The sequence below is a fragment of the Burkholderia sp. Ap-955 genome (assembly GCF_011753045.1).
GTDB lineage: Bacteria > Pseudomonadota > Gammaproteobacteria > Burkholderiales > Burkholderiaceae > Burkholderia > Burkholderia lata_D.
In genome coordinates, this window is the sequence record NZ_VWWH01000117.1 from 1 (window position 1) to 17,859 (window position 17,859).

17 protein-coding genes are annotated in these 17,859 nt (G+C 67.9%); 8 read left to right on the forward strand and 9 right to left on the reverse strand.

Going from position 1 to position 17,859, the window contains the following annotated elements:
- Positions 1 to 288: LysR family transcriptional regulator (locus F3J15_RS33585; RefSeq protein WP_166896629.1), on the reverse strand; the 288-nt coding region annotated here is incomplete at its 3' end.
- Between the two features lie 131 nt (positions 289 to 419).
- Here F3J15_RS33585 and F3J15_RS33590 point away from each other — a divergent pair.
- The gene (locus F3J15_RS33590) at positions 420 to 1,418 is read left to right on the forward strand and encodes a quinone oxidoreductase (RefSeq protein ID WP_166896602.1); all 999 of its coding nucleotides are present in this window, start codon (positions 420 to 422) and stop codon (positions 1,416 to 1,418) included.
- Positions 1,419 to 1,476: 58 nt separating this feature from the next.
- Here the strand turns inward: F3J15_RS33590 and F3J15_RS33595 are convergent, their stop codons facing one another.
- A complete protein-coding gene (locus F3J15_RS33595; protein WP_166896605.1) occupies positions 1,477 to 2,991 on the reverse strand; it encodes an MDR family MFS transporter in 1,515 nt (504 codons plus the stop codon).
- Between the two features lie 230 nt (positions 2,992 to 3,221).
- Between F3J15_RS33595 and F3J15_RS33600 the strand changes: the two genes are divergently transcribed.
- Positions 3,222 to 4,781 (forward strand): methyl-accepting chemotaxis protein, encoded by a 1,560-nt coding sequence (locus F3J15_RS33600; RefSeq protein WP_089447918.1) that lies wholly within the window; start codon positions 3,222 to 3,224, stop codon positions 4,779 to 4,781.
- A 56-nt stretch (positions 4,782 to 4,837) separates the two neighbouring features.
- Here the strand turns inward: F3J15_RS33600 and F3J15_RS33605 are convergent, their stop codons facing one another.
- Positions 4,838 to 6,505: an ATP-dependent helicase gene (locus F3J15_RS33605; RefSeq protein WP_166896607.1), complete on the reverse strand. Its 1,668-nt coding sequence runs from the start codon at positions 6,503 to 6,505 to the stop codon at positions 4,838 to 4,840.
- A gap of 127 nt (positions 6,506 to 6,632) precedes the next feature.
- Positions 6,633 to 7,487 carry a helix-turn-helix domain-containing protein gene (locus tag F3J15_RS33610; protein ID WP_006485970.1) on the reverse strand — a complete coding sequence of 285 codons (855 nt, stop codon included), beginning with the start codon at positions 7,485 to 7,487 and terminating at the stop codon, positions 6,633 to 6,635.
- 225 nt (positions 7,488 to 7,712) lie between these two features.
- Here F3J15_RS33610 and F3J15_RS33615 point away from each other — a divergent pair, with 225 nt between their 5' ends.
- The 4 genes from F3J15_RS33615 to F3J15_RS33630 all read left to right on the forward strand — a co-directional run bounded on the left by F3J15_RS33615 (position 7,713) and on the right by F3J15_RS33630 (position 11,864).
- The gene (locus tag F3J15_RS33615) at positions 7,713 to 9,047 is read left to right on the forward strand and encodes an FAD-binding oxidoreductase (RefSeq protein WP_166896608.1); all 1,335 of its coding nucleotides are present in this window, start codon (positions 7,713 to 7,715) and stop codon (positions 9,045 to 9,047) included.
- A gap of 82 nt (positions 9,048 to 9,129) precedes the next feature.
- Positions 9,130 to 10,224, forward strand: coding sequence for a potassium channel protein (locus F3J15_RS33620; protein WP_166896610.1), 1,095 nt, complete (start codon positions 9,130 to 9,132; stop codon positions 10,222 to 10,224).
- Between the two features lie 277 nt (positions 10,225 to 10,501).
- On the forward strand, positions 10,502 to 11,530 hold the full coding sequence (locus F3J15_RS33625; RefSeq protein WP_166896612.1) for a retropepsin-like aspartic protease: 1,029 nt from the start codon (positions 10,502 to 10,504) through the stop codon (positions 11,528 to 11,530).
- Between the two features lie 16 nt (positions 11,531 to 11,546).
- Complete coding sequence (locus tag F3J15_RS33630) at positions 11,547 to 11,864, forward strand: hypothetical protein (protein ID WP_166896614.1); 318 nt, start codon at positions 11,547 to 11,549, stop codon at positions 11,862 to 11,864.
- Between the two features lie 183 nt (positions 11,865 to 12,047).
- On the opposite strand, the gene F3J15_RS33635 is transcribed toward F3J15_RS33630, so the two are convergent.
- The gene (locus F3J15_RS33635) at positions 12,048 to 12,674 is read right to left on the reverse strand and encodes a TetR/AcrR family transcriptional regulator (RefSeq protein ID WP_166896616.1); all 627 of its coding nucleotides are present in this window, start codon (positions 12,672 to 12,674) and stop codon (positions 12,048 to 12,050) included.
- Positions 12,675 to 13,006: 332 nt separating this feature from the next.
- Between F3J15_RS33635 and F3J15_RS33640 the strand changes: the two genes are divergently transcribed.
- Positions 13,007 to 13,342 (forward strand): H-NS histone family protein, encoded by a 336-nt coding sequence (locus F3J15_RS33640; RefSeq protein WP_240159214.1) that lies wholly within the window; start codon positions 13,007 to 13,009, stop codon positions 13,340 to 13,342.
- A gap of 14 nt (positions 13,343 to 13,356) precedes the next feature.
- Here F3J15_RS33640 and F3J15_RS33645 read toward each other — a convergent pair whose 3' ends face one another.
- From F3J15_RS33645 to F3J15_RS33655, 3 genes are all read right to left on the reverse strand, one after another.
- A complete protein-coding gene (locus F3J15_RS33645; RefSeq protein ID WP_166896620.1) occupies positions 13,357 to 13,629 on the reverse strand; it encodes a cupin domain-containing protein in 273 nt (90 codons plus the stop codon).
- Between the two features lie 14 nt (positions 13,630 to 13,643).
- Positions 13,644 to 14,402 (reverse strand): SDR family oxidoreductase, encoded by a 759-nt coding sequence (locus tag F3J15_RS33650; RefSeq protein WP_166896622.1) that lies wholly within the window; start codon positions 14,400 to 14,402, stop codon positions 13,644 to 13,646.
- A 140-nt stretch (positions 14,403 to 14,542) separates the two neighbouring features.
- Entirely contained in the window at positions 14,543 to 15,487 is a 945-nt protein-coding gene (locus tag F3J15_RS33655) for a LysR family transcriptional regulator (protein ID WP_166896624.1), read from the reverse strand.
- 166 nt (positions 15,488 to 15,653) lie between these two features.
- Here F3J15_RS33655 and F3J15_RS33660 point away from each other — a divergent pair, with 166 nt between their 5' ends.
- A complete protein-coding gene (locus F3J15_RS33660) occupies positions 15,654 to 16,868 on the forward strand; it encodes an FAD-dependent monooxygenase (RefSeq protein WP_166896627.1) in 1,215 nt (404 codons plus the stop codon).
- 140 nt (positions 16,869 to 17,008) lie between these two features.
- Here the strand turns inward: F3J15_RS33660 and F3J15_RS33665 are convergent.
- A partial coding sequence (locus tag F3J15_RS33665) for an alpha/beta hydrolase-fold protein (protein WP_240161541.1) occupies positions 17,009 to 17,859 on the reverse strand: 851 nt, incomplete at its 5' end.

A 17,859-nucleotide genomic window follows, 5' to 3' on the forward strand; every position in this document is an offset into this window, starting at 1 on the left:
CGCCGATACGCGCACCACGCCGTCGAGCGCCGCCGCACCCTGGGCGGCGCGCGCGAACGCGTGCGCGTCGGTTTCGATGCGTGCCGCGTGCTCGGCCAGGTGCAGCCCTTCGTCGGTCGGCGGCCAGCCGCGCGGCAGGCGGTCGAACAGCCGGATGCCGAGCGCGGACTCCAGCGCGTCGATGCGCCGCGCGACCGTCGAATGCTGAACCTGCAGCGCCCGCGCGGCGGCCGACAGGCTGCCGCCGCGCATCACCGCGAGGAAATAACGGATGTCGTCCCAGCTCATCGGCAGCGCGGACGCGGGAACGGGATCCTGATCGGTCGAATTTTGCACAGTAGATGGGCGATTGACGGGAATTCCGTTCGATTATGCGCGATGGGATGATCGTGTCACTTCATTCGATTACGAGGAACGTCATGACCCAGCCTGCCACCGCCATCCGGATCGGGATCGACCGTTACGGCGACACCGGCGTACTGCGCCGCGTCGATGCGCCCGTCGCGCCGCCCGGCGCCGGCGAAGTGCGGATTCGCCAGACCGCGATCGGCGTGAATTTCGTCGACATCTATTTCAGGACGGGCGCGCACGCGTTGCCGGCGCTGCCGGATGCGCTCGGTGTCGAAGCGGCCGGCGTGATCGATGCGGTCGGCCCGGGCGTGACGGATCTCGTCCCCGGCCAGCGTGTCGCGTATGCGGGCATGCCGACCGGCAGCTATGCGAGCCTGCGCACGATGCCGGCCGGGCGCGTGCTGCCGATCCCCGACGGGTTGAGCGACGAAGCCGCCGCGGCCGGGCTGCTGAAAGGGATCACCGTTTATATGCTGCTGAATCGCGTGCGGCAGGTCGGCGCGGGCGACACGGTTCTCGTGCATGCGGCGGCCGGCGGCGTCGGGCTGCTGGCGACGCAATGGGCGCGGGCGCTCGGCGCGCGGGTGATCGGCACGGTCGGGTCGGCCGCGAAGGCCGCGCTCGCGCGCAAGCATGGCGCCGAGGCGGTCGTCGATTACCGAGAGGAGGATTTTGTCGCGGCGGCACGCGCGTTCGGCGGCGGCGCGGGGGTCGATTATGCGATCGACGGGATCGGCGGCGACGTGCTGACGCGCACGCTCGGCGCGGTCCGTCCGTTCGGGATGGTCGCGAGTATCGGGCAGGTGGCCGCGATCGGTGCGCGCCAGACGTTCGATCTCGACGAACTGGGGCCGGCGCGGTCGATCGCGCTGGCGCGGCCGAGCGTGCTCGGCTTCATCGCGCGTGACGTCGACGGATATCGGGAGGCTGCGCGCGCGACGCTCGAGCGGCTGGCGGGCGGGATGCACGTGGAGATCGGCGCGCGGGTGCCGCTCGAACAGGCGGCCGAGGCGCACCGGTTGCTGGAGTCGCGTGCGACGACGGGTGGGGTCGTGCTGGTGCCTTGATGGCGAAGGATGGGGATCGCGATGCGGCTCGACGCTCGCGTCGCGATCCGCGCGACGCTCAGTTGTGCTTGCGCAGCGGCGCATCCTCGACGAACCACGCGAGCACGAATGCGATCGCGATGACCGTCGCCGCCGCCAGATACACGACGTGCAGCGAACCGGCGAACGCATGCAGGTACGCATCGCGCACGGCATCCGGCAACCGGTGGACGGCGGCCGGCCCGAGCGCGGGCGGCAGCTCCGTGCCGGCCGGCAGCGCAGCCATCACCCGCGACTGCAGCCCGTGCGAGAAGAGCGCGCCGAACGCCGCGACACCGAGCGAGCCGCCGATCGAGCGGAACAGCGTCGCGCCCGACGTCGCGACGCCCATGTGCCGGAATTCGACCGTGTTCTGCACGGCGAGCGTGAGCACGGGCATCACCATGCCGAGGCCGATCCCGAGCAGCGCCATGTACGCGTACATCGTGTGCAGCGGCGTATCGAGCGTCAGCGTCGACAGCAGCGCCATCGCGATGCCGCCGGTCAGCGTGCCCAGGATCGGGAACATCCGGTACGAGCCGAGCCGCGAGATCAGCCGGCCGCTGACGATCGACGTCACGAGCATCCCGCCCATCATCGGCAGCAACTGCATCCCGGCCTGCGACGGCGTCGAGCCCTTCACGACCTGCAGGTAGAGCGGGATGAACGTGACCGAGCCGAACAGCGCGATCCCGACGACGAAGCCGATCAGGCTGACCAGCACGAAGGTGCGATGACGGAACAGCTCGAGCGGCATGATCGGCTCGGCCGCGAGCCGTTCCTCGTAAATGAAGCCGCCGATCGCGACGACGCCGAGCACGAGCGTCATCCACAGCTGCGGCGACGTCCACGGCAGCAGCGAGCCGCCTTCGCTCGTGAACAGGATCACGCAGGTGAGGGCGGTGGCGAGGAACGCGGCGCCCATGTAGTCGATCCGGTGCTTCACATGCGCGGTGTGTGGCCGGAACGCGACGCCGATCACCGCAAGCGCGAGAAAGCCGAGCGGCAGGTTGATCGTGAAGATCCAGCGCCACGACAGGTGCTCGACCAGGAAGCCGCCGAGCAGCGGGCCGATGATCGTCGCGAGGCCGTACACGCCACCGAACATCCCCTGGTAGCGCGCACGGCGATCGGGCGGTACCAGATCGCCGATCGCGGCCATCGTGACGACCATCAGGCCGCCGCCACCCAGCCCCTGCAGCGCACGCAGCACGATCAGCTGCGTCATGTCCTGCGCGACGCCGCACAGCGCGGAGCCGGCCAGGAACAGCACGATCGCGGCCTGCAGCACGATCTTGCGGCCGTACAGGTCGCCGAGCTTGCCGTATAGCGGCAGCACGACGGTGGAGGAGAGCAGGTACGCGGTGACGACCCACGACAACTGGTCGAACCCGCCGAGCTCACCGACGATCGTCGGCAGCGCGGTCGACACGATCGTCTGGTCGAGTGCGGACAGCAGCATGACGAGCAGCAGCGCGGCGACGATCAGCCCGGTCGGCGCGTCGCGGCGAGCCGTTTCGGCGGCCGGCGGAGTGAGGAGGGTGTTGGTTGTCATCGATATATCTGCCATGGCAGGGAATTGTGTCGAATATAGCCATGGATAGTTGACGGGTCAATTTCTGCTCAGCCTCGATGTGTTGCAACCGTAACAGGAGATTTGCCGGCCCGGAAAATTGACCGGGATCAGGGGAAAGCGGGGACGGACTCAAGTTTTTTGCAGGCAAACCGTAATCCAGAGTGCTGCGGACCGATTGCCGCGGCACTTTTCACCGCTCACGTCCCGTCATGAACCTGAACGCCCTGTTTTCCCGTTTCTCGATCCGTACGCGGATCTTCTCCACGCTCGGCCTCGTCGCCGTGCTGCTCATCGTGTCGGGGCTGATCGGCCTCGCCGGCATGCAGAGCTCGAACCGCGCACTCGACGAGGCTTATACGCAGCAACTGGCTGCGAAGACCGCGCTGTCGGCGGCCAGCCTGAACCTGACGATCGTGCGCACGACGCTCGACCGCGCGATGCTGCATCCGGAAGCGCCGGAAGTGCCCGATCTCGTCAAGAAGGCCGAGAGCTATCTCGGGAAGGCCGACGCCGCCTGGCGCGGCTACGCGTCGATGCCGCACGACGGCGACGAAGGCCCGCTCGCGAGCCGCCTCGACGCCGCGCGCCAGGCGCTGATCGGGCAGGCGCTGAAGCCGATGATCGACGCGGTCCGCGACGGCCGTCGCGACGAGGCCGACCGGCTGCTGATGTCGGTTGCGCCGCCGCTGTCGGTCGCGCTCACGCAGGCGACCGATGCGCTCGACGCTTACCAGGTCGCACGCGGCAAGGATGTCTACGACACCGCGCAGACCTATTACGGCTGGATGCGCGCCGGCGCGATCGCCGGTATCGCGTTCGGCCTGGCCGCGTGCCTCGGCTGCGCGATCGGCCTGCATTACGCGATCACCCAGCCGGTGAACCGGCTGCTGTCGCATTTCCGCCGCCTGTCGGACGGCGATCTGACGTCGGAAGTGCACTGGTCGTCGCGTGACGAGATGGCCGAGCTGGTCAAGGGCGTGACCGGCATGCAACGCAGCCTCGCGGATACGGTCCGCCAGGTCAGCCAGGGTTCCGAAGCGATCTCGACGGCGACGCACCAGATCGCGGCCGGCAATACCGACCTGTCGCAGCGCACCGAGGAACAGGCGTCCGCGCTGCAGGAGACGGCCGCGAGCATGGAACAGCTCACCGCGACCGTGAAGCAGAACGCGGACAATGCGATGGAAGCGCAGGCCTGCGCGGATACCGCGAGCGAGATCGCCACGCGCGGCGCGACGGTGGTTGGCGAAGTGATCGGCACGATGAACGAGATCGACCAGAGCTCGCAGAAGGTCGCCGACATCATCGGCACGATCGAGGGCATCGCGTTCCAGACCAACATCCTCGCGCTGAATGCGGCAGTCGAAGCCGCGCGCGCGGGCGAGCAGGGCCGCGGCTTCGCGGTGGTCGCGGGCGAGGTGCGCACGCTCGCGCAACGCTCGGCGTCGGCGGCGAAGGAAATCCGCACGCTGATCGGCGAATCGGTGGAACGCGTCGCGACCGGCTCGCGGCTCGTCGGCACGGCGGGCGCGACGATGCAGGACATCCAGCAGGCGATCGGCCGCGTGACGGGCATCATGACCGAGATCGCGGCCGCGTCGAACGAGCAGCGCGACGGGATCGAGCAGGTGAACCGCGCGGTGTCGCAGATGGATCAGGTGTCGCAGCAGAACGCGGCGCTCGTCGAGCAGGCCGCGGCGGCCGCCGCATCGCTGGAAGAGCAGGCCGACGGGCTGCGCCGCGCGGTCGGCGCGTTCCGCGTCGCCTGATCGGCCGAGGGCGGCGACGGGGCGGGCGCTTGCCCGCCTGCCGTCCGCCCGTTACATCAGACGGCCGCGAGTTGCGCGGCCGCGCGCGACGACGCGACGATCAGCAGCTTCATCGTCGCGCGCGTCGCGCCGACGAACAGCTTGCGCGCGGCACGCGCGTCGAGCGTGTCGAAGTCGACCTCGGTGAGGATCACGCACGGCGCCGACTGGCCCTTGAAGCGGTAGATCGAATCGAGCAGCACGTCGCCTTCGCGATACTCCGGGTTGCCGAACAGGTCGTACTTGCCGGTGAAGCTCTTGAGCCGGTGCGGGCCGAGCTGGTCGAGCGGCGCGAGCACCGAGCCCTCGCGGCCGCGATACGACAGCACCGCGATGTCCTGCTTGCGGAAGCCGAGCGACAGCGCATGCGTGATGGCCCGCTTGGTCGCGTCGATGCAGGCGTCGGCCAGCGCGTCTCCCGACGCGCCTTCTTCCCCGTACGACGACACCGACGGATCCGAACCGTCGAACGGGCTGCCCGAGCGCAGCTCGGCCGCCAGCGGCTCGACCCGGCCGACGATGTCGCGCACGAATTCGAGCAGGTCGCGCGGGCTGCGGTAGTTCGTGAGCGCCTTCAGCGTGACCCAGCCCGGCAGCGCGACGGGCTCGCGCATGTACAGGTTCTGCAGCGGATCTTCCAGCCACCACCATGCGCCATCCGGCGCCAGCAGGCGTTCCAGGGCGGCCGCCCACGGCGCATGGAAATCCTGCCCTTCGTCGACGACCAGCACGTCGAAGCGCCAGCGTTCGGGAATCGGCGTTTCCGCGAAGCGCGCCTCGAGCCGCTCGAATTCGCCGGGCACCTGGAAGTCGGGCGTGTAGCCGCCGTCGCGCGCGACCCAGTCGCACAGCTGGTGGTAGTTCGCAATCTTCGCGCCGGGCGGCGCGATGCGCGCGATGTAATCGGCGAGCGGCCGGTTGAAGCACACGTAGAGCACGCGCTTGCCGGCGGCGACCGCATCGCGCATCGCCTGCACGGCGAGCTGCGTCTTGCCCGAGCCGGCCGTGCCGGTGACGCGCAGCCGGAACGGCACGAATTCGAGCTGGCGCGCCCACGCGGCGAGGCCGCCTGACAGCCGCGTGACGAGCGTGCCGGCCTGCCCGACGAGCGCGCTCGTGTCGGGCGTGAGCGCGAGCTCGTCCGCGAGGAAATGGTGGAGCTTCGGCGCGTTCGGGAAGTGCGCGTCGTCTTCAGGCAGGATCTGCAGGATCACCTGCGCGAGCTGCGCCTTGCGCGATGCATCGACGATGCGGTCGGCCGCGACGCCGGCGATCGACGCGTCGCGGATCGAGTAGTCGGGGCAGTACAGCAGCGCCTCGACGCCGTAGACGCCCGCGCCGAGCGCGGCCGTCAGGCGCCGATGCAGCGTTTCCTGCGTGCGCGCGAGCTGGATCGGGACATTGCGTTCCTTCTGCAGATAGACCTTCACGAGCCCCTTCGGCGTTTCGCGCAGGAAGCCGGCCTTCTGCTCGATCAGCAGCACGCGGCCGGCCGGGCTCACGACGACGAACGCGGCCTCGCCGAATACCGAGAACGCCTGGTCGGCGCGGGTCCAGTGCACGCCGTGATACACGGTGTAGCTGTCGGGCAGCGCGTGTTCGAGCGCGGCGAGCGTTTCGCGCTCGCGTTCGGCCGCGCCGGTCGCGGCGAGGCTTTTCCAGTCGTCGGGGATGAGGCGGGCCATGGCGTCGGGCGGCGGATGCCGGCGTGGGCGTGAACGGGTGCGGCTATTGTACTGAGCTATGCACCTGTTCACGACCGCCGTATCGCGCGGCCGTCGGCCATCCGGAGGAAGAACGGCCCCGGGGACGTTACCCGCGGGCGAGCCGTTTCGCGAGATCGGCGCTGAGGATCGCCATGCGCGCGGGCTTTTCGTAGCAGACGACGTCGAACGCGCGGATCACTTCGCTGATGTCGGCTTCGCTCGCGCGGCCGGTGAGCAGGTCGCCGGTCAGCACGAAGATCGGTGCGCCCGGGTTGTCCGACGTGCGCACCGCCTTGATCGCAGTGGCGGCCGTGCTGTCGTCGAACAGCCACTCGGTCAGGACCGCGTCGAACGCCTGGCCCTGCAGCGCATCGACGAACGGCGCGAGACCGTCGAATGCGGCGGTCGCGAAACCCTGGCGTTCGAGATAGCGGCACAGCTCGGTCGCGCTGACGCGATCGGGGTCGATCACCGCGACGACGAGCTTGTCGCTTTCCGCGCGGCGCGGATAGATCTCGATCTTGTGCACGTCATACGCGTTCTGGTACAGCACGCCGGTGTGGCGCAGCACGCGCCAGCGGCCGTTTTGTTCATACGCGACGAATTCGGGGCGCGCGCCGGCTTCGAGCGGCGCGCCGATCCAGGCGGTGCACGGAATCTCGGCGACGCCCGCGTAAAGGACGGCTTCCTGCGAATAGGCGCCGACCATGCCCGGGTCGAGCGTTTGCGCGCCGAACAGCTGCGCGGCGGGTTCGCCGTACGCTTCGGCGACTTTCTTGATCTGCGCGAGCGTCCAGGGGCTGCTGCCGCGCAGTTTGCGGTGGCCTTGCGAGAAACTCAGGTCGAGGATGCGGCACAGCTCGGTGGTCTGCTGGCGCTTGCCGATGCCGTTGCGGGTCATCAGCTCGCGCACGCGCTCGGCAACCGCGAGGGAATCCGTGGTGATTGCTTCAGTGGTCATGCTACGGGAACGGATCGTGACGTTCAGAACGACGCCTTGCGGCAGTCTCGACGGACAGTCTTCATGACGTCCATGGGGCGAGCCGACCGGCCACGCGCGGAAAAGATAACTTTACCGCAAAATGGTCGTTATTCCGCGTGGTGAAAGGTGCGTTTGTGTGAAAGGTGTGTCACGACGTTACCACCGCCGCCCACATTCGGATGCATTAACGCCTGACAGGAAACAATGACGACAACCTATCCGCTGCATGATGCCCTGACCCTCGCTGACACCCCATTCCCGTCCGAAGCCGACGTCGTGATCGCCGGCGCCGGCATCATGGGCTGCGCAGCCGCGTATTACCTGGGCCTGCGCGGCCTGAAGGCCGTCGTGCTCGACAAGTCGCGCATCGCCGGACAGCAGTCGACCCGCGCGTGGGGCTTCGTGCGGCAGCAGGGTCGCGAGGCGGCGGAGGTGCCGCTGATGATGGCCGGCATCAAGATCTGGGAAGCGTTAGAGGAAACCCTCGGTTTCGATCTCGAATGGCGGCAGGGCGGCTGTCTTTATATTGCGGACAACGAAACGGACTGGGCGTCGTTCAACGCGTGGCTCGCCGTCGCGCGCGAGCATGGGCTCGACACGCGCACGCTGACGCGCGCGCAGATCGACGAGCGCGTCAGCGGCCTTTCGCCGCAGGCACGCACGCTCGGCGGGCTGTACACCGCGACCGACGGGCAGGCCGAGCCGCGTCGCGTGGCCGCCGCGTTCGCCGCGCGTGCCGCCGAGGCGGGGGCGCGCTTCTTCGAAGGCTGCGGCGTGACCGCGATCGAGACGGCCGGCGGTGCGGTGGTCGGCGTCGTGACCGAGCGCGGCACGATCCGCACGCGGCGCGTGATCTGCGCGGCCGGTGCGACCAGCTTCCGGCTGCTCGATGGCGTCGGCATCCGGCTCCCGCAACAGGCCGTGCGCGGCACCTGCATGCGCACCAACGTGGTGCCGCCGGTGTCGGCGTCGACGGTGTGGGGCCACGGCCTCGGCATCCGGCAGCGCAAGAACGGGGCGATCAATCTCGCCGACGACATGCAGGTCGACGTCGACCTGACGCTCGGCCACCTGCGCGGATTGAGCCTGTTCTGGCCGGAGTTCTGGTCGCAGCGCGACAAATTCCGGCTGCACGTGAACGGGGCCGCGTGGCGCGATGCGCTGGCCCGCATCAACGGGGCGGCCGGGCCGATCGAGCCGCGCGATCCGCAGCCGCAGCCGAATCGCGCGCATGCGCCGCGCGCGCTCGCGAAGCTCAAGGCGATCTTTCCCGCGCTGAAGGACGCGCAGATCGTCGAGGCCTGGGCCGGCCTGATCGACGTGCTGCCCGACGGCATTCCGGTGATCGATGCGCCGGGCGCGCCGTCCGGGCTCGCGATTGCGACGGGGTTCTGCGGGCACGGTTTCGCGATGGGGCCGATCGTCGGGCGGCTGCTGGCCGAATGGATCGACACGGGTGCGCCGTCGCTCGACCTGTCCGCGTTTCGCGCGCAGCGCTTCGTCGACGGCACGATGGTGCGGCCGCGCAGCATGCTGTAGCCGACGCATCGATGCGATGACGTCGGCCGGCCGCGACCGACCCATCGTAGAATCGAGCCCGCATCCTTCAGGAGATTCCCCGTTGGCTTCACCCTCCGCCCAGCGCCGCTCGTTGCGCTCACGCCTGCGTCGTGCCCGCAACCCGTGGCAGGCGCCGCGTGCGCGCACGCTGTTCACGCGTCCCGCGACGTCGCCGCGGCGCACGCTGCTGTTCCGGATCGGCGCGGTCGTGCTGCTGTGCACGCTCGCGTTCCTCGTGCTGTATCTCGATCGCGACGGGTTGCGCGATTCGACCAAGAGCACGCCGATGACCGTGGCCGATCTCGTGTACTTCACGATGGTCACGGTCGCGACGGTCGGCTATGGCGACATCGTGCCCGTCACTGCGCGGGCGCGCCTGATCGATGCGTTCTTCATCGTGCCGATCCGCATCGTCATCTGGTTCATTTTCCTGGGCACGGCGTATCAGTTCGTGATCCAGCGCGTCATCGAGGAATTCCGCATGAAACGCCTGCAGAAGCAATTGTCCGATCACATCGTCGTCTGCGGCTATGGCCTGTCCGGCTCGATCGCGGTGCGCGAACTGCTCGAGAGCGGCGTCGATCCGGCGACGCTCATCGTGATCGATTCGCAGCAGCAGGCGATCGAAGCCGCGACGTCGCTTGGCGTGGCGGGATTGCTCGGCGATCCCGCGCACGAGGATCTGCTGCAGCAGGCACAAGTGCGTGAAGCGAAGGCCGTGATCATTTCGGTGACGGACGATCCGACCGCGATTCTGCTCACGTTGTCGGTGCGCAGCATCGCGCCCGATACGAAGATCGTCGTGCGGATCCAGGAGAACCTGTATCAGCGGCAACTGCGGCAGGCGGGCGCCGACGTGATCGTGTCGTCGACGAAGATCGGCGCGCTGCTGCTCGCGGATGCCGTGCATAGCCGCTACATCGTGCCGTTCGTGAACGACATGCTGTCGACGCGGGGCCGCGCGACGCTGCTGGAGCGCGAGGCGATGCCGCAGGAGGTCGGCTGCATGACGAACGTCGTGCCGGGCGCGATCGTCGTCGGGCTCGATCGATGCGGGAAGATTTTTTCGTTCTATGAAGATCCGCCGTGCCGGATCGAGAAGGGGGACACGCTGGTCGTGATCCAGTCGGCGCGGATTCCCGATCCGGATATTTGACGGCGGGGTGTGACGGTTCGTATGGCAACATGGCCGACCGGTTGCCGCTGATGCAATGCGGCGGCGCCGGTCCGGCGCACGCGAGGGATCGGCTCGTGTGAAGCGGGATGCAAAACCAGAATAAAACGGGGCAATGAAAAGAATGATCGAGAGAGAAAGCGGGGCGACAAGGAACCCGCGTGACGCAGATGGGCTGCACGCGTTTTCAAAGGCGCGCATGAGCCGGTCGGTTCGACGCGCCGTCAAGGTGGGCACAGGGTTCGCGGTGCTGGTCGCCATGACCGCCTGCGACCAGGTCGGCATCACGGTGCCCGACGACATCAAGCCTGCTGTCGACACGTACAAGCTGTCCGGCATGTCCGTTTCCGACCTGACGAAGCCCGACATCCGACGGGCGCTGGTTCAACTGAGCCGGGAGGCTTGCAATCGGGACGCGATGGGCCGGATGGCCGCGCAGATCGACACGCTCGGCTACCGTCGCGAGAGTGCGACCGCGCTGATCGGGTTCGTCGATCGATGCGGGCGCGCGGACGGTTTCCTGAGTGCTGCCGCGAACGACCTGATGGCCGTGAGCGATTTCAAGGGCGCCGTGGAGGTTTCCGACCGGCTGATCGCGAACAACGCGTCGGAGCCGCAGTATTACTTCGATCGCGGGCGCGCAAACGAAGGCTGGCAGCGCGACGATGCGGCGTTGTCGGACTACATGCAGGCGCTGGCGTTGTCGACGAACCTGGCGACAGTCACCAGCAACCTGTTCATCCGGATCGCCGACCTGCATGCGAAGGCCGGCCGCTACTGCGATTCGGTCAGTGCGATCCGGATGTGGGTGTCGGCCGATCCGGAGCGTGCGGACAACACGCAGGCGAAGGGGATGATCGCGCAGTACGCGTCGCATGCGAGTTGCCCGTCGACGTATGCGGCCGGACAGGAGAGTTTTGCCCGGCAATCGGGCAATACGATTCGCGTGAAGGCGAAGGTCAATGGCGTCGAGGGCGTGTTCATCGTCGACACGGGCGCGAGCTATGTTTCGCTAAGCGAAGCGTTTGCCCGGCGCGCGCAGGTTCCGACCGAGCAAGCCAAGCGGATTCGTCTGCAGACAGCCAATGGTGCCCGTGACGGACTGCTGGCCCAGGCCCACGCGGTCAAGGTCGGTGCGGTCGAAGCGTCTGACGTGCCGGTATCGGTCGATGCGGGCGGCAAGTCGCCATACGGCGACGGCATCGACGGCTTGCTCGGCCAGTCGTTCCTGTCCCGTTTCGAGGTGTCGTTCACGCCGACGCGCTGGTCGATCAGCCAGCGTTCCTGACCGGACCGTGGCGTGAGTGGACCTCCTGCGTGAAGACTGGGCCGGCATCCGGAAGATCGATCTGGAAGGGGCGGTTGCGTGTGCACCCGCCGACATCGCGGCAATCTTTGCGCGCGCGCTGAATCGACCGGTGCGGCCGGTGGCGCTCGAGCCAGCGGAGTGGGCTGCGGTACTCGCGATGAATCCGTTCTCGAGCGTGGCGATCAACGGATTCATCGAACTTAATCACGGGCTGAACAGCGGCCACATCGACTTCGGGAGCGACGATACGGTCGAGCTTCGGCAAGGGCGCGTGCCGTTCGAACAGGTCGCCGAGGAGATCCTGCGGGCGTGATGCCGCACGTCCGCAGGTGGCGAGCCGCGGTGACATCGCCGCGTTCGTGAACGGCGCTGCGGCCCGGCCCGGATATGGGCGCCATCGCGCATGTCGAACGGCCGCAACGTACCGAACGGCATCATGTGCGATCCGGCTCCATCGCGGAGCCGGTCATTTCCAGGTTGTCCGCAACCTTTCCGGTCAACGCACCGGCGCGGCTGCGGCCAGCAGGCTGCGCAGGAACACCATGATCATGTGCCCGATCGGCACCTCGGACAGGATCGACTGCTGCAGCGACAGGCCCTGCGAGAGCCCCATGAACGCAACGGCCAGGACGGCCGGCGATTCGGGCGGCACCTTCTTCAGCCGCGCGAAAATCTGTTCGATGCAATAGGCGAGGCCATCGCGATGGGCGTCCAGCAACGCCTGCGCCGCGACGGCAAAAGCGGGGTTGCGTCGCCCCTGAAGCTTGAACTCGACGCCCAGCACCGACCACTCGGGCTCGGCATCGACGGTCCGCGACCAGACCTCCAGCGCATTCAATATGTCCTCCCCGGACGCGGACGGATCGCTCAGCGCCCGGCCGATGTCGGCCACTTGCGTCTTTGAACGCTCCCGCATCAGTTCGATGAACAACGCCTCCTTGCTTGCGAAGTTCGAATAGAACGCCCCCTGCGTATAGCCGGCCTCGGCCGCGATATCCCTGAGCGACGTGGCGCCGAACCCGCGGTCGACGAACAGCCGCTTCGCCGCGGCGAGCAAGTGGACGCGGGTCTGCAAGCGGCTTTCTTCGCGGGTCAGCCGCGGGGGACGGGAGGCCATGTTCATGGCCGCAAGGATATCAGTTGATATTTGAGATGGATACCATTACGATCGCGTTTCAAATATCACTCGATATTTGAAACGCAGGCCGTGATTGTGTTGCCGAATGTCTGCAACGGGGATCCCTGGGAGGACGTTCGTGTCGACGCGGGGCGCGCACTGTGTGCCGGTGCGTGGCGGCGTGTCGTTGCTCTCGTGTCGCGTGCTTCGATGCGCCGACGCGAGCCGCTTGCCGATCGAGTGAATGTGGCCGTCACGGGGCGTCGTGAAACAGTCAGTTAGTCATGCGAATCATATCGGTTCGCATGCAGATACGGATTCGGGGCAGGAAGCAGAAGATGAGCGCGAGCAAGACCTATGCGCAGCTCGTAGTCGAGCTGGCCGAACTGGACGAGGAAATCGAGCGCGCACGTGCGCGCGAACGCGTCGATGCGATCGCGGAGGTTCACTCGCTGATGGATACCTACGCGATCAAGCATCGCGACCTGGTCGGCCGCAACGGCAGCCGGGGTTCGTACATCGTGAAAGCGCTGCCGGCGCGCTATCGCGATCCGGCGAGCGGGAAGGAGTGGAGCGGGCGCGGCAATGCGCCGCTGTGGATCAGGGGCAAGGATCGTCGTCAGTTCGTCATCGTCAAGCCGCCGTCCACCGGCAAGAAAACCCGAACCCGTTGACGGACGGCGCCGGGCTACGGCGCCAGCGGCTTCGCCGGTGCCTGACCCGGCGGCGTCAGCACCACCAGCAGCGTCGCGCCTTCAGGCGATGGCGCCACGTACGCATGCCGCCGATGTGACGAGAAGAGCGCGCGCTCACCGGCGCGCAGCCGCCTCGGCTCGCCGTGCGCAAAGTGCAGTTCCAGTTCGCCCGACGGCACATCGCAGAACTCGTCGCCCTCGTGACCGGCGAGCCCGTCGGCTTCATCCACCGTGCGCGCGTCGACCTGCATGCGCAGCGTGATCATCCGGCCGAACTGTCTTATCCCCGGCCGACGAACGGCATGGCCGTCGCCATGATCGTCATGTTCAGGATGTTCGTGTCCAGCGGCAGGTTCGCCATCTGGACGATCGCGTTCGCGACATGCGTGACGTCCATGCGCGCTTCGGGCGCGAGGCTGCCGTCGGCCTGCGGGACGCCTTGCGTCATCCGTTCCGTGAGCGACGTCGCCGCGTTGCCGATGTCGATCTGGCCGCACGCGATGTTGTACCGGCGGCCGTCGAGCGCCAACGACTTGGTGATCCCGGTCACCGCATGCTTGGTGGCCGTGTACGCGATCGTGTCGGGGCGCGGCGCATGCGCCGAGATCGAGCCGTTGTTGATGATCCGGCCGCCCTGCGGCGTTTGCGCTTTCATCAGGCGCCACGCGGCCCGCGCACACAGGAAGACACCGGTCAGGTTCGTCGCGACGACGCTGTTCCACACGTCGAATTCGTATTCGTCGAGGGAAACCGGAGGCGCGTTGCGGCCGGCATTGTTGAACAGCACGTCGAGCCGGCCGAACTGCTGCGCGATCCGGGCGAACGCGTGGTCGACCGATGCTTCGTCGGTGACGTCCGCAGGAAACACGTGCGCGTCGCCGCCGGCGGTGCGGATCGCGTCTTGCGTGTCGCGCAATGATTCCTCGGTGCGTCCGAGCAGCGCGACGGTGAAACCGGCCTGGGCGAGCGCGACGGCCGCCGCGCGACCGATGCCGGAGCCGGCGCCCGTGACGGCCGCGAATTTCGTGGAGACAGACATGGCTTGATTTCCTGCGGGTTGAAAGAGGGGCGAGGTGGCCGACGACCGGGATCATCGCCACCTCGGCAATGTAGTCGAAATGCGCGGCGCACGGATTCAATCGATAGCGTTAAGCACGCTCGATTGCGCGATCACGTCGACTACCTCTTCCGGCCAGGTATGGCCTTCCGCGCTCGCGTGCCTGACTCCGCAAACAGATCGACCACCACGTCGCGCAGCCACTTGTTCGCTTCGTCCTGATTGACCCGCGTATGCCAGAGCATGTGAATCGGCGCGCCCGGCACCGTGACGGGCAACGCGCGCCAGCCCAGCGAAAACGGTGCGGCGAGCTGCTGCGCGAGATGCTCGGGCACCGTCGCGATCAGGTCGGTGCGCTGCAGGATGTAGCCGACGCTCATGAAATGCGGCACCGTGAGCCGCACCTGGCGCGCCACGCGGCGGCGGTTCAGCCATTCGTCCACCTGCCCGTGACCGGTGCCGGCCGACACCACGACCAGATGCTCGGCATTGCGCCACACGTCGACCGTCAGCGGCGCGTCCTCGAGCGGATGCCCGCGCCGGAACAGGCACACATAGCGCTGATCGAACAGCCGGCGCTGATAGAAGCCGCCCTTGAGCTGCGGCAGCAGGCCGATCGCGAGATCGACGCGGCCATCGGCCATTTCGTCGCCGAGGTTGACGCTCGTGTCGCGCACGGTATTGAGCGCGATGCCCGGCGCCGCTTGCGACAGGTGTTCGAGCAGCGCGGGCAGGAACACGACTTCGCCGATGTCGGTCATGCCGATCGTCAGCGTGCGCGCGGCGCGCTGCGGATCGAAACCGGTCTCGGGGTTGAGCGCGGCGTGCAGCGTCGCGAGCGCGTGCGATACGGGTTCCGCGAGGCGCAGCGCGAACGGCGTCGGCACCACGCCACCGGGCCCGCGCACGAACAGAGGATCGCCGAGCCGGCGGCGCAGCTTCGCGAGTGCATTGCTCACGCCCGGCTGGCTCATGTTCATCTGCTCGGCGACGCTCGACACGCGCCGTTCCTGCATCAGCCGCTGGAAAAGCAGCAGCAGGTTGAGGTCGATATCGCTCAGTTCCATGGGTCGGGCCTCGCCGGGTTCATTGCATTCAGTGATGAAGCAGATTCCGGTCATTTTATTGCGGGATGAAAGCCCGCTCCCGAGAATGCCGATACGGCCCATGCAATCGACATGACCGCTGCGCACGCCGCAGACCCCACATCGGAACATCGGAGACACCTTCATCATGCAGACGAACCTGAAGATTGCGATCGTCGGCGCCGGGATCGGCGGCCTGACGCTCGCGCTTGCCTTGCGCGAGCACGGCATCGACGCGCAGCTCTACGAACAGACGGGGGTGTTGCGCGAAGTCGGCGCGGCCGTCGCGCTGTCGGCCAATGCGACGCGCTTCTACGAACGCATGGGATTGCGGGCGGCCTTCGACGCGGTGTGCGCGGACATCCCGGGGCTCGTCTATCGCGACGGCCGCAGCGGCGCGGTGATCGGCCATCATCGCGGCGACCCGGACTATCGCCGGCAATTCGGCGGCGCGTACTGGGGCGTGCATCGCGCGGATCTTCAGGCGCTGCTGTCCAGGGCGGTCGGCCTCGACGCCATCCATCTCGGCCATCGGCTGACCGATCTCGCGCAGCATCCCGATCGCGTCACGCTGTCGTTCGACAACGGTGTGCGTGTCGACGCCGATCTCGTGATCGGCGCGGACGGCGCGCGCTCGATCACGCGGCGCTGGATGCTCGGCTACGACGATGCGCTGTATTCGGGGTGTTCGGGTTTTCGCGGCGTGGTGCCGGCCGCGCGGCTGAGCCTGCTGCCCGATCCCGAAACGCTGCAGTACTGGATCGGGCCGCACGGGCACCTGCTGCACTATCCGATCGGCGACGACGGCAACCAGAATTTCCTGCTGGTCGAGCGTCATCCGTCACCGTGGCCGTCGCGCGACTGGGTGATGCCGTCGGAAGAGGGCGAGCAACTGCGCGTGTTCAGGGACTGGCATCCGGCGGTGGTGCAGATGATCACCGCCGTGCCGATCAGCCAGCGCTGGGGGCTGTTCCACCGGCCGCCGCTCGGCCGCTGGAGCCGCGGGCGCGTGACGCTGATCGGCGACGCCGCGCATGCGCTGGTGCCGCACCACGGGCAGGGCGCGAATCAGTCGATCGAGGATGCGGTGGTGCTGGCCGCGCAACTGACGCAGGCCGGGCCGGGCAACTGGCGCGAAGCGCAGGAAGCGTATGAGCGGCTGCGTCGCGGCCGCACGCGCAAGGTGCAGTACGCATCGATCTCCGTGGCCGATGTGCTGCACCTGCCCGACGGGCCGGCCGCGCAGGCGCGCAATGCACGTCTGGCCGAGCGCGACAGCGTGCTGCATCACCTGGACTGGATTCACGATTTCGACGCGCTGGCCGGGGAGCCGAGCGAACGGCAGGGCGGCACGTGGCTTTGACCCTGCAGTCTTGCACACGCCATCAGGCGCGACAGATGCCTCGAGGTGGTGTGCGCAGGATATGAGACTGATCGACCGCCTGCGGCCTGCCGGTCAACGGCCAGCCTGACGAAAACGGGCGGGGCCGTGCCCGCCCGCCGTTACTTCACGCATTCGAGCGCGTACTTCAACCCTTGCCCGAGCAGCCCGCGCCATACGTCCCACGTGTGCCCGCCGTCGACGATGCGCAGCTCGGCCGGGTTTTGCGCGCGGCGCAGGTGCGTGAACAGCACGCTCGATTCGGCCTGGATGGTCAGGTCGTCGTCGCCGGCCGCGATGAACATCGGGATTCGCCAGCTGCGCGCGAAATAGCCGCGCATCAGTGCCGGGTAGTTGAGCTCGTGCCACACGCGCGGATCGAACTGCCGGTCGCCGAACACGCCGACGTAACGCGCGGCGGAATTGAGCGGCGGCTCGTTCGCGTAGATCGCGGGGCTCAGCAGCATCGCGCCACAGAACAGCCCGGGTTCGAGCAGCGAAAAGCGCAGCGCGCCGAAGCCGCCCATCGACACGCCGCCGATCGCGCGGCCCGCGCGCTGGTTCGACACCGCGAAGTGCGCTTCGACCTCGGGCAGCAGGTCGTTGAGGAACGCGCTCTGCATCTTCTCCTTGCGGTCGACGTACCAGTCGGTGCCGCCCTGCGGCATCACGATCACGACCGGCGGGATCTCGTGGCGTTCGATCAGCGTGTCGGCGGTGGCCTGCAGCCGGCCCTGCGTGACCCAGTCGTTCGCGTTGCCGGCATTGCCGTGCAGCAGGTACATCACCGGGTAGCGCGCGCCTTCCGGGTTGTAGCCGGGCGGCAGGTAGACCGTGTACGACCAGTCGCGCTTCAGCGACGCCGACCGGAACGTGCGCAGCACGATGCTGCTGCCCGGATTGAGCGCGGGCTCCTGGGCGGCCGACGGGGTCGTCGCGGTCTGGACGGCCGGCGGCGGCGGCGCGGGCGCTG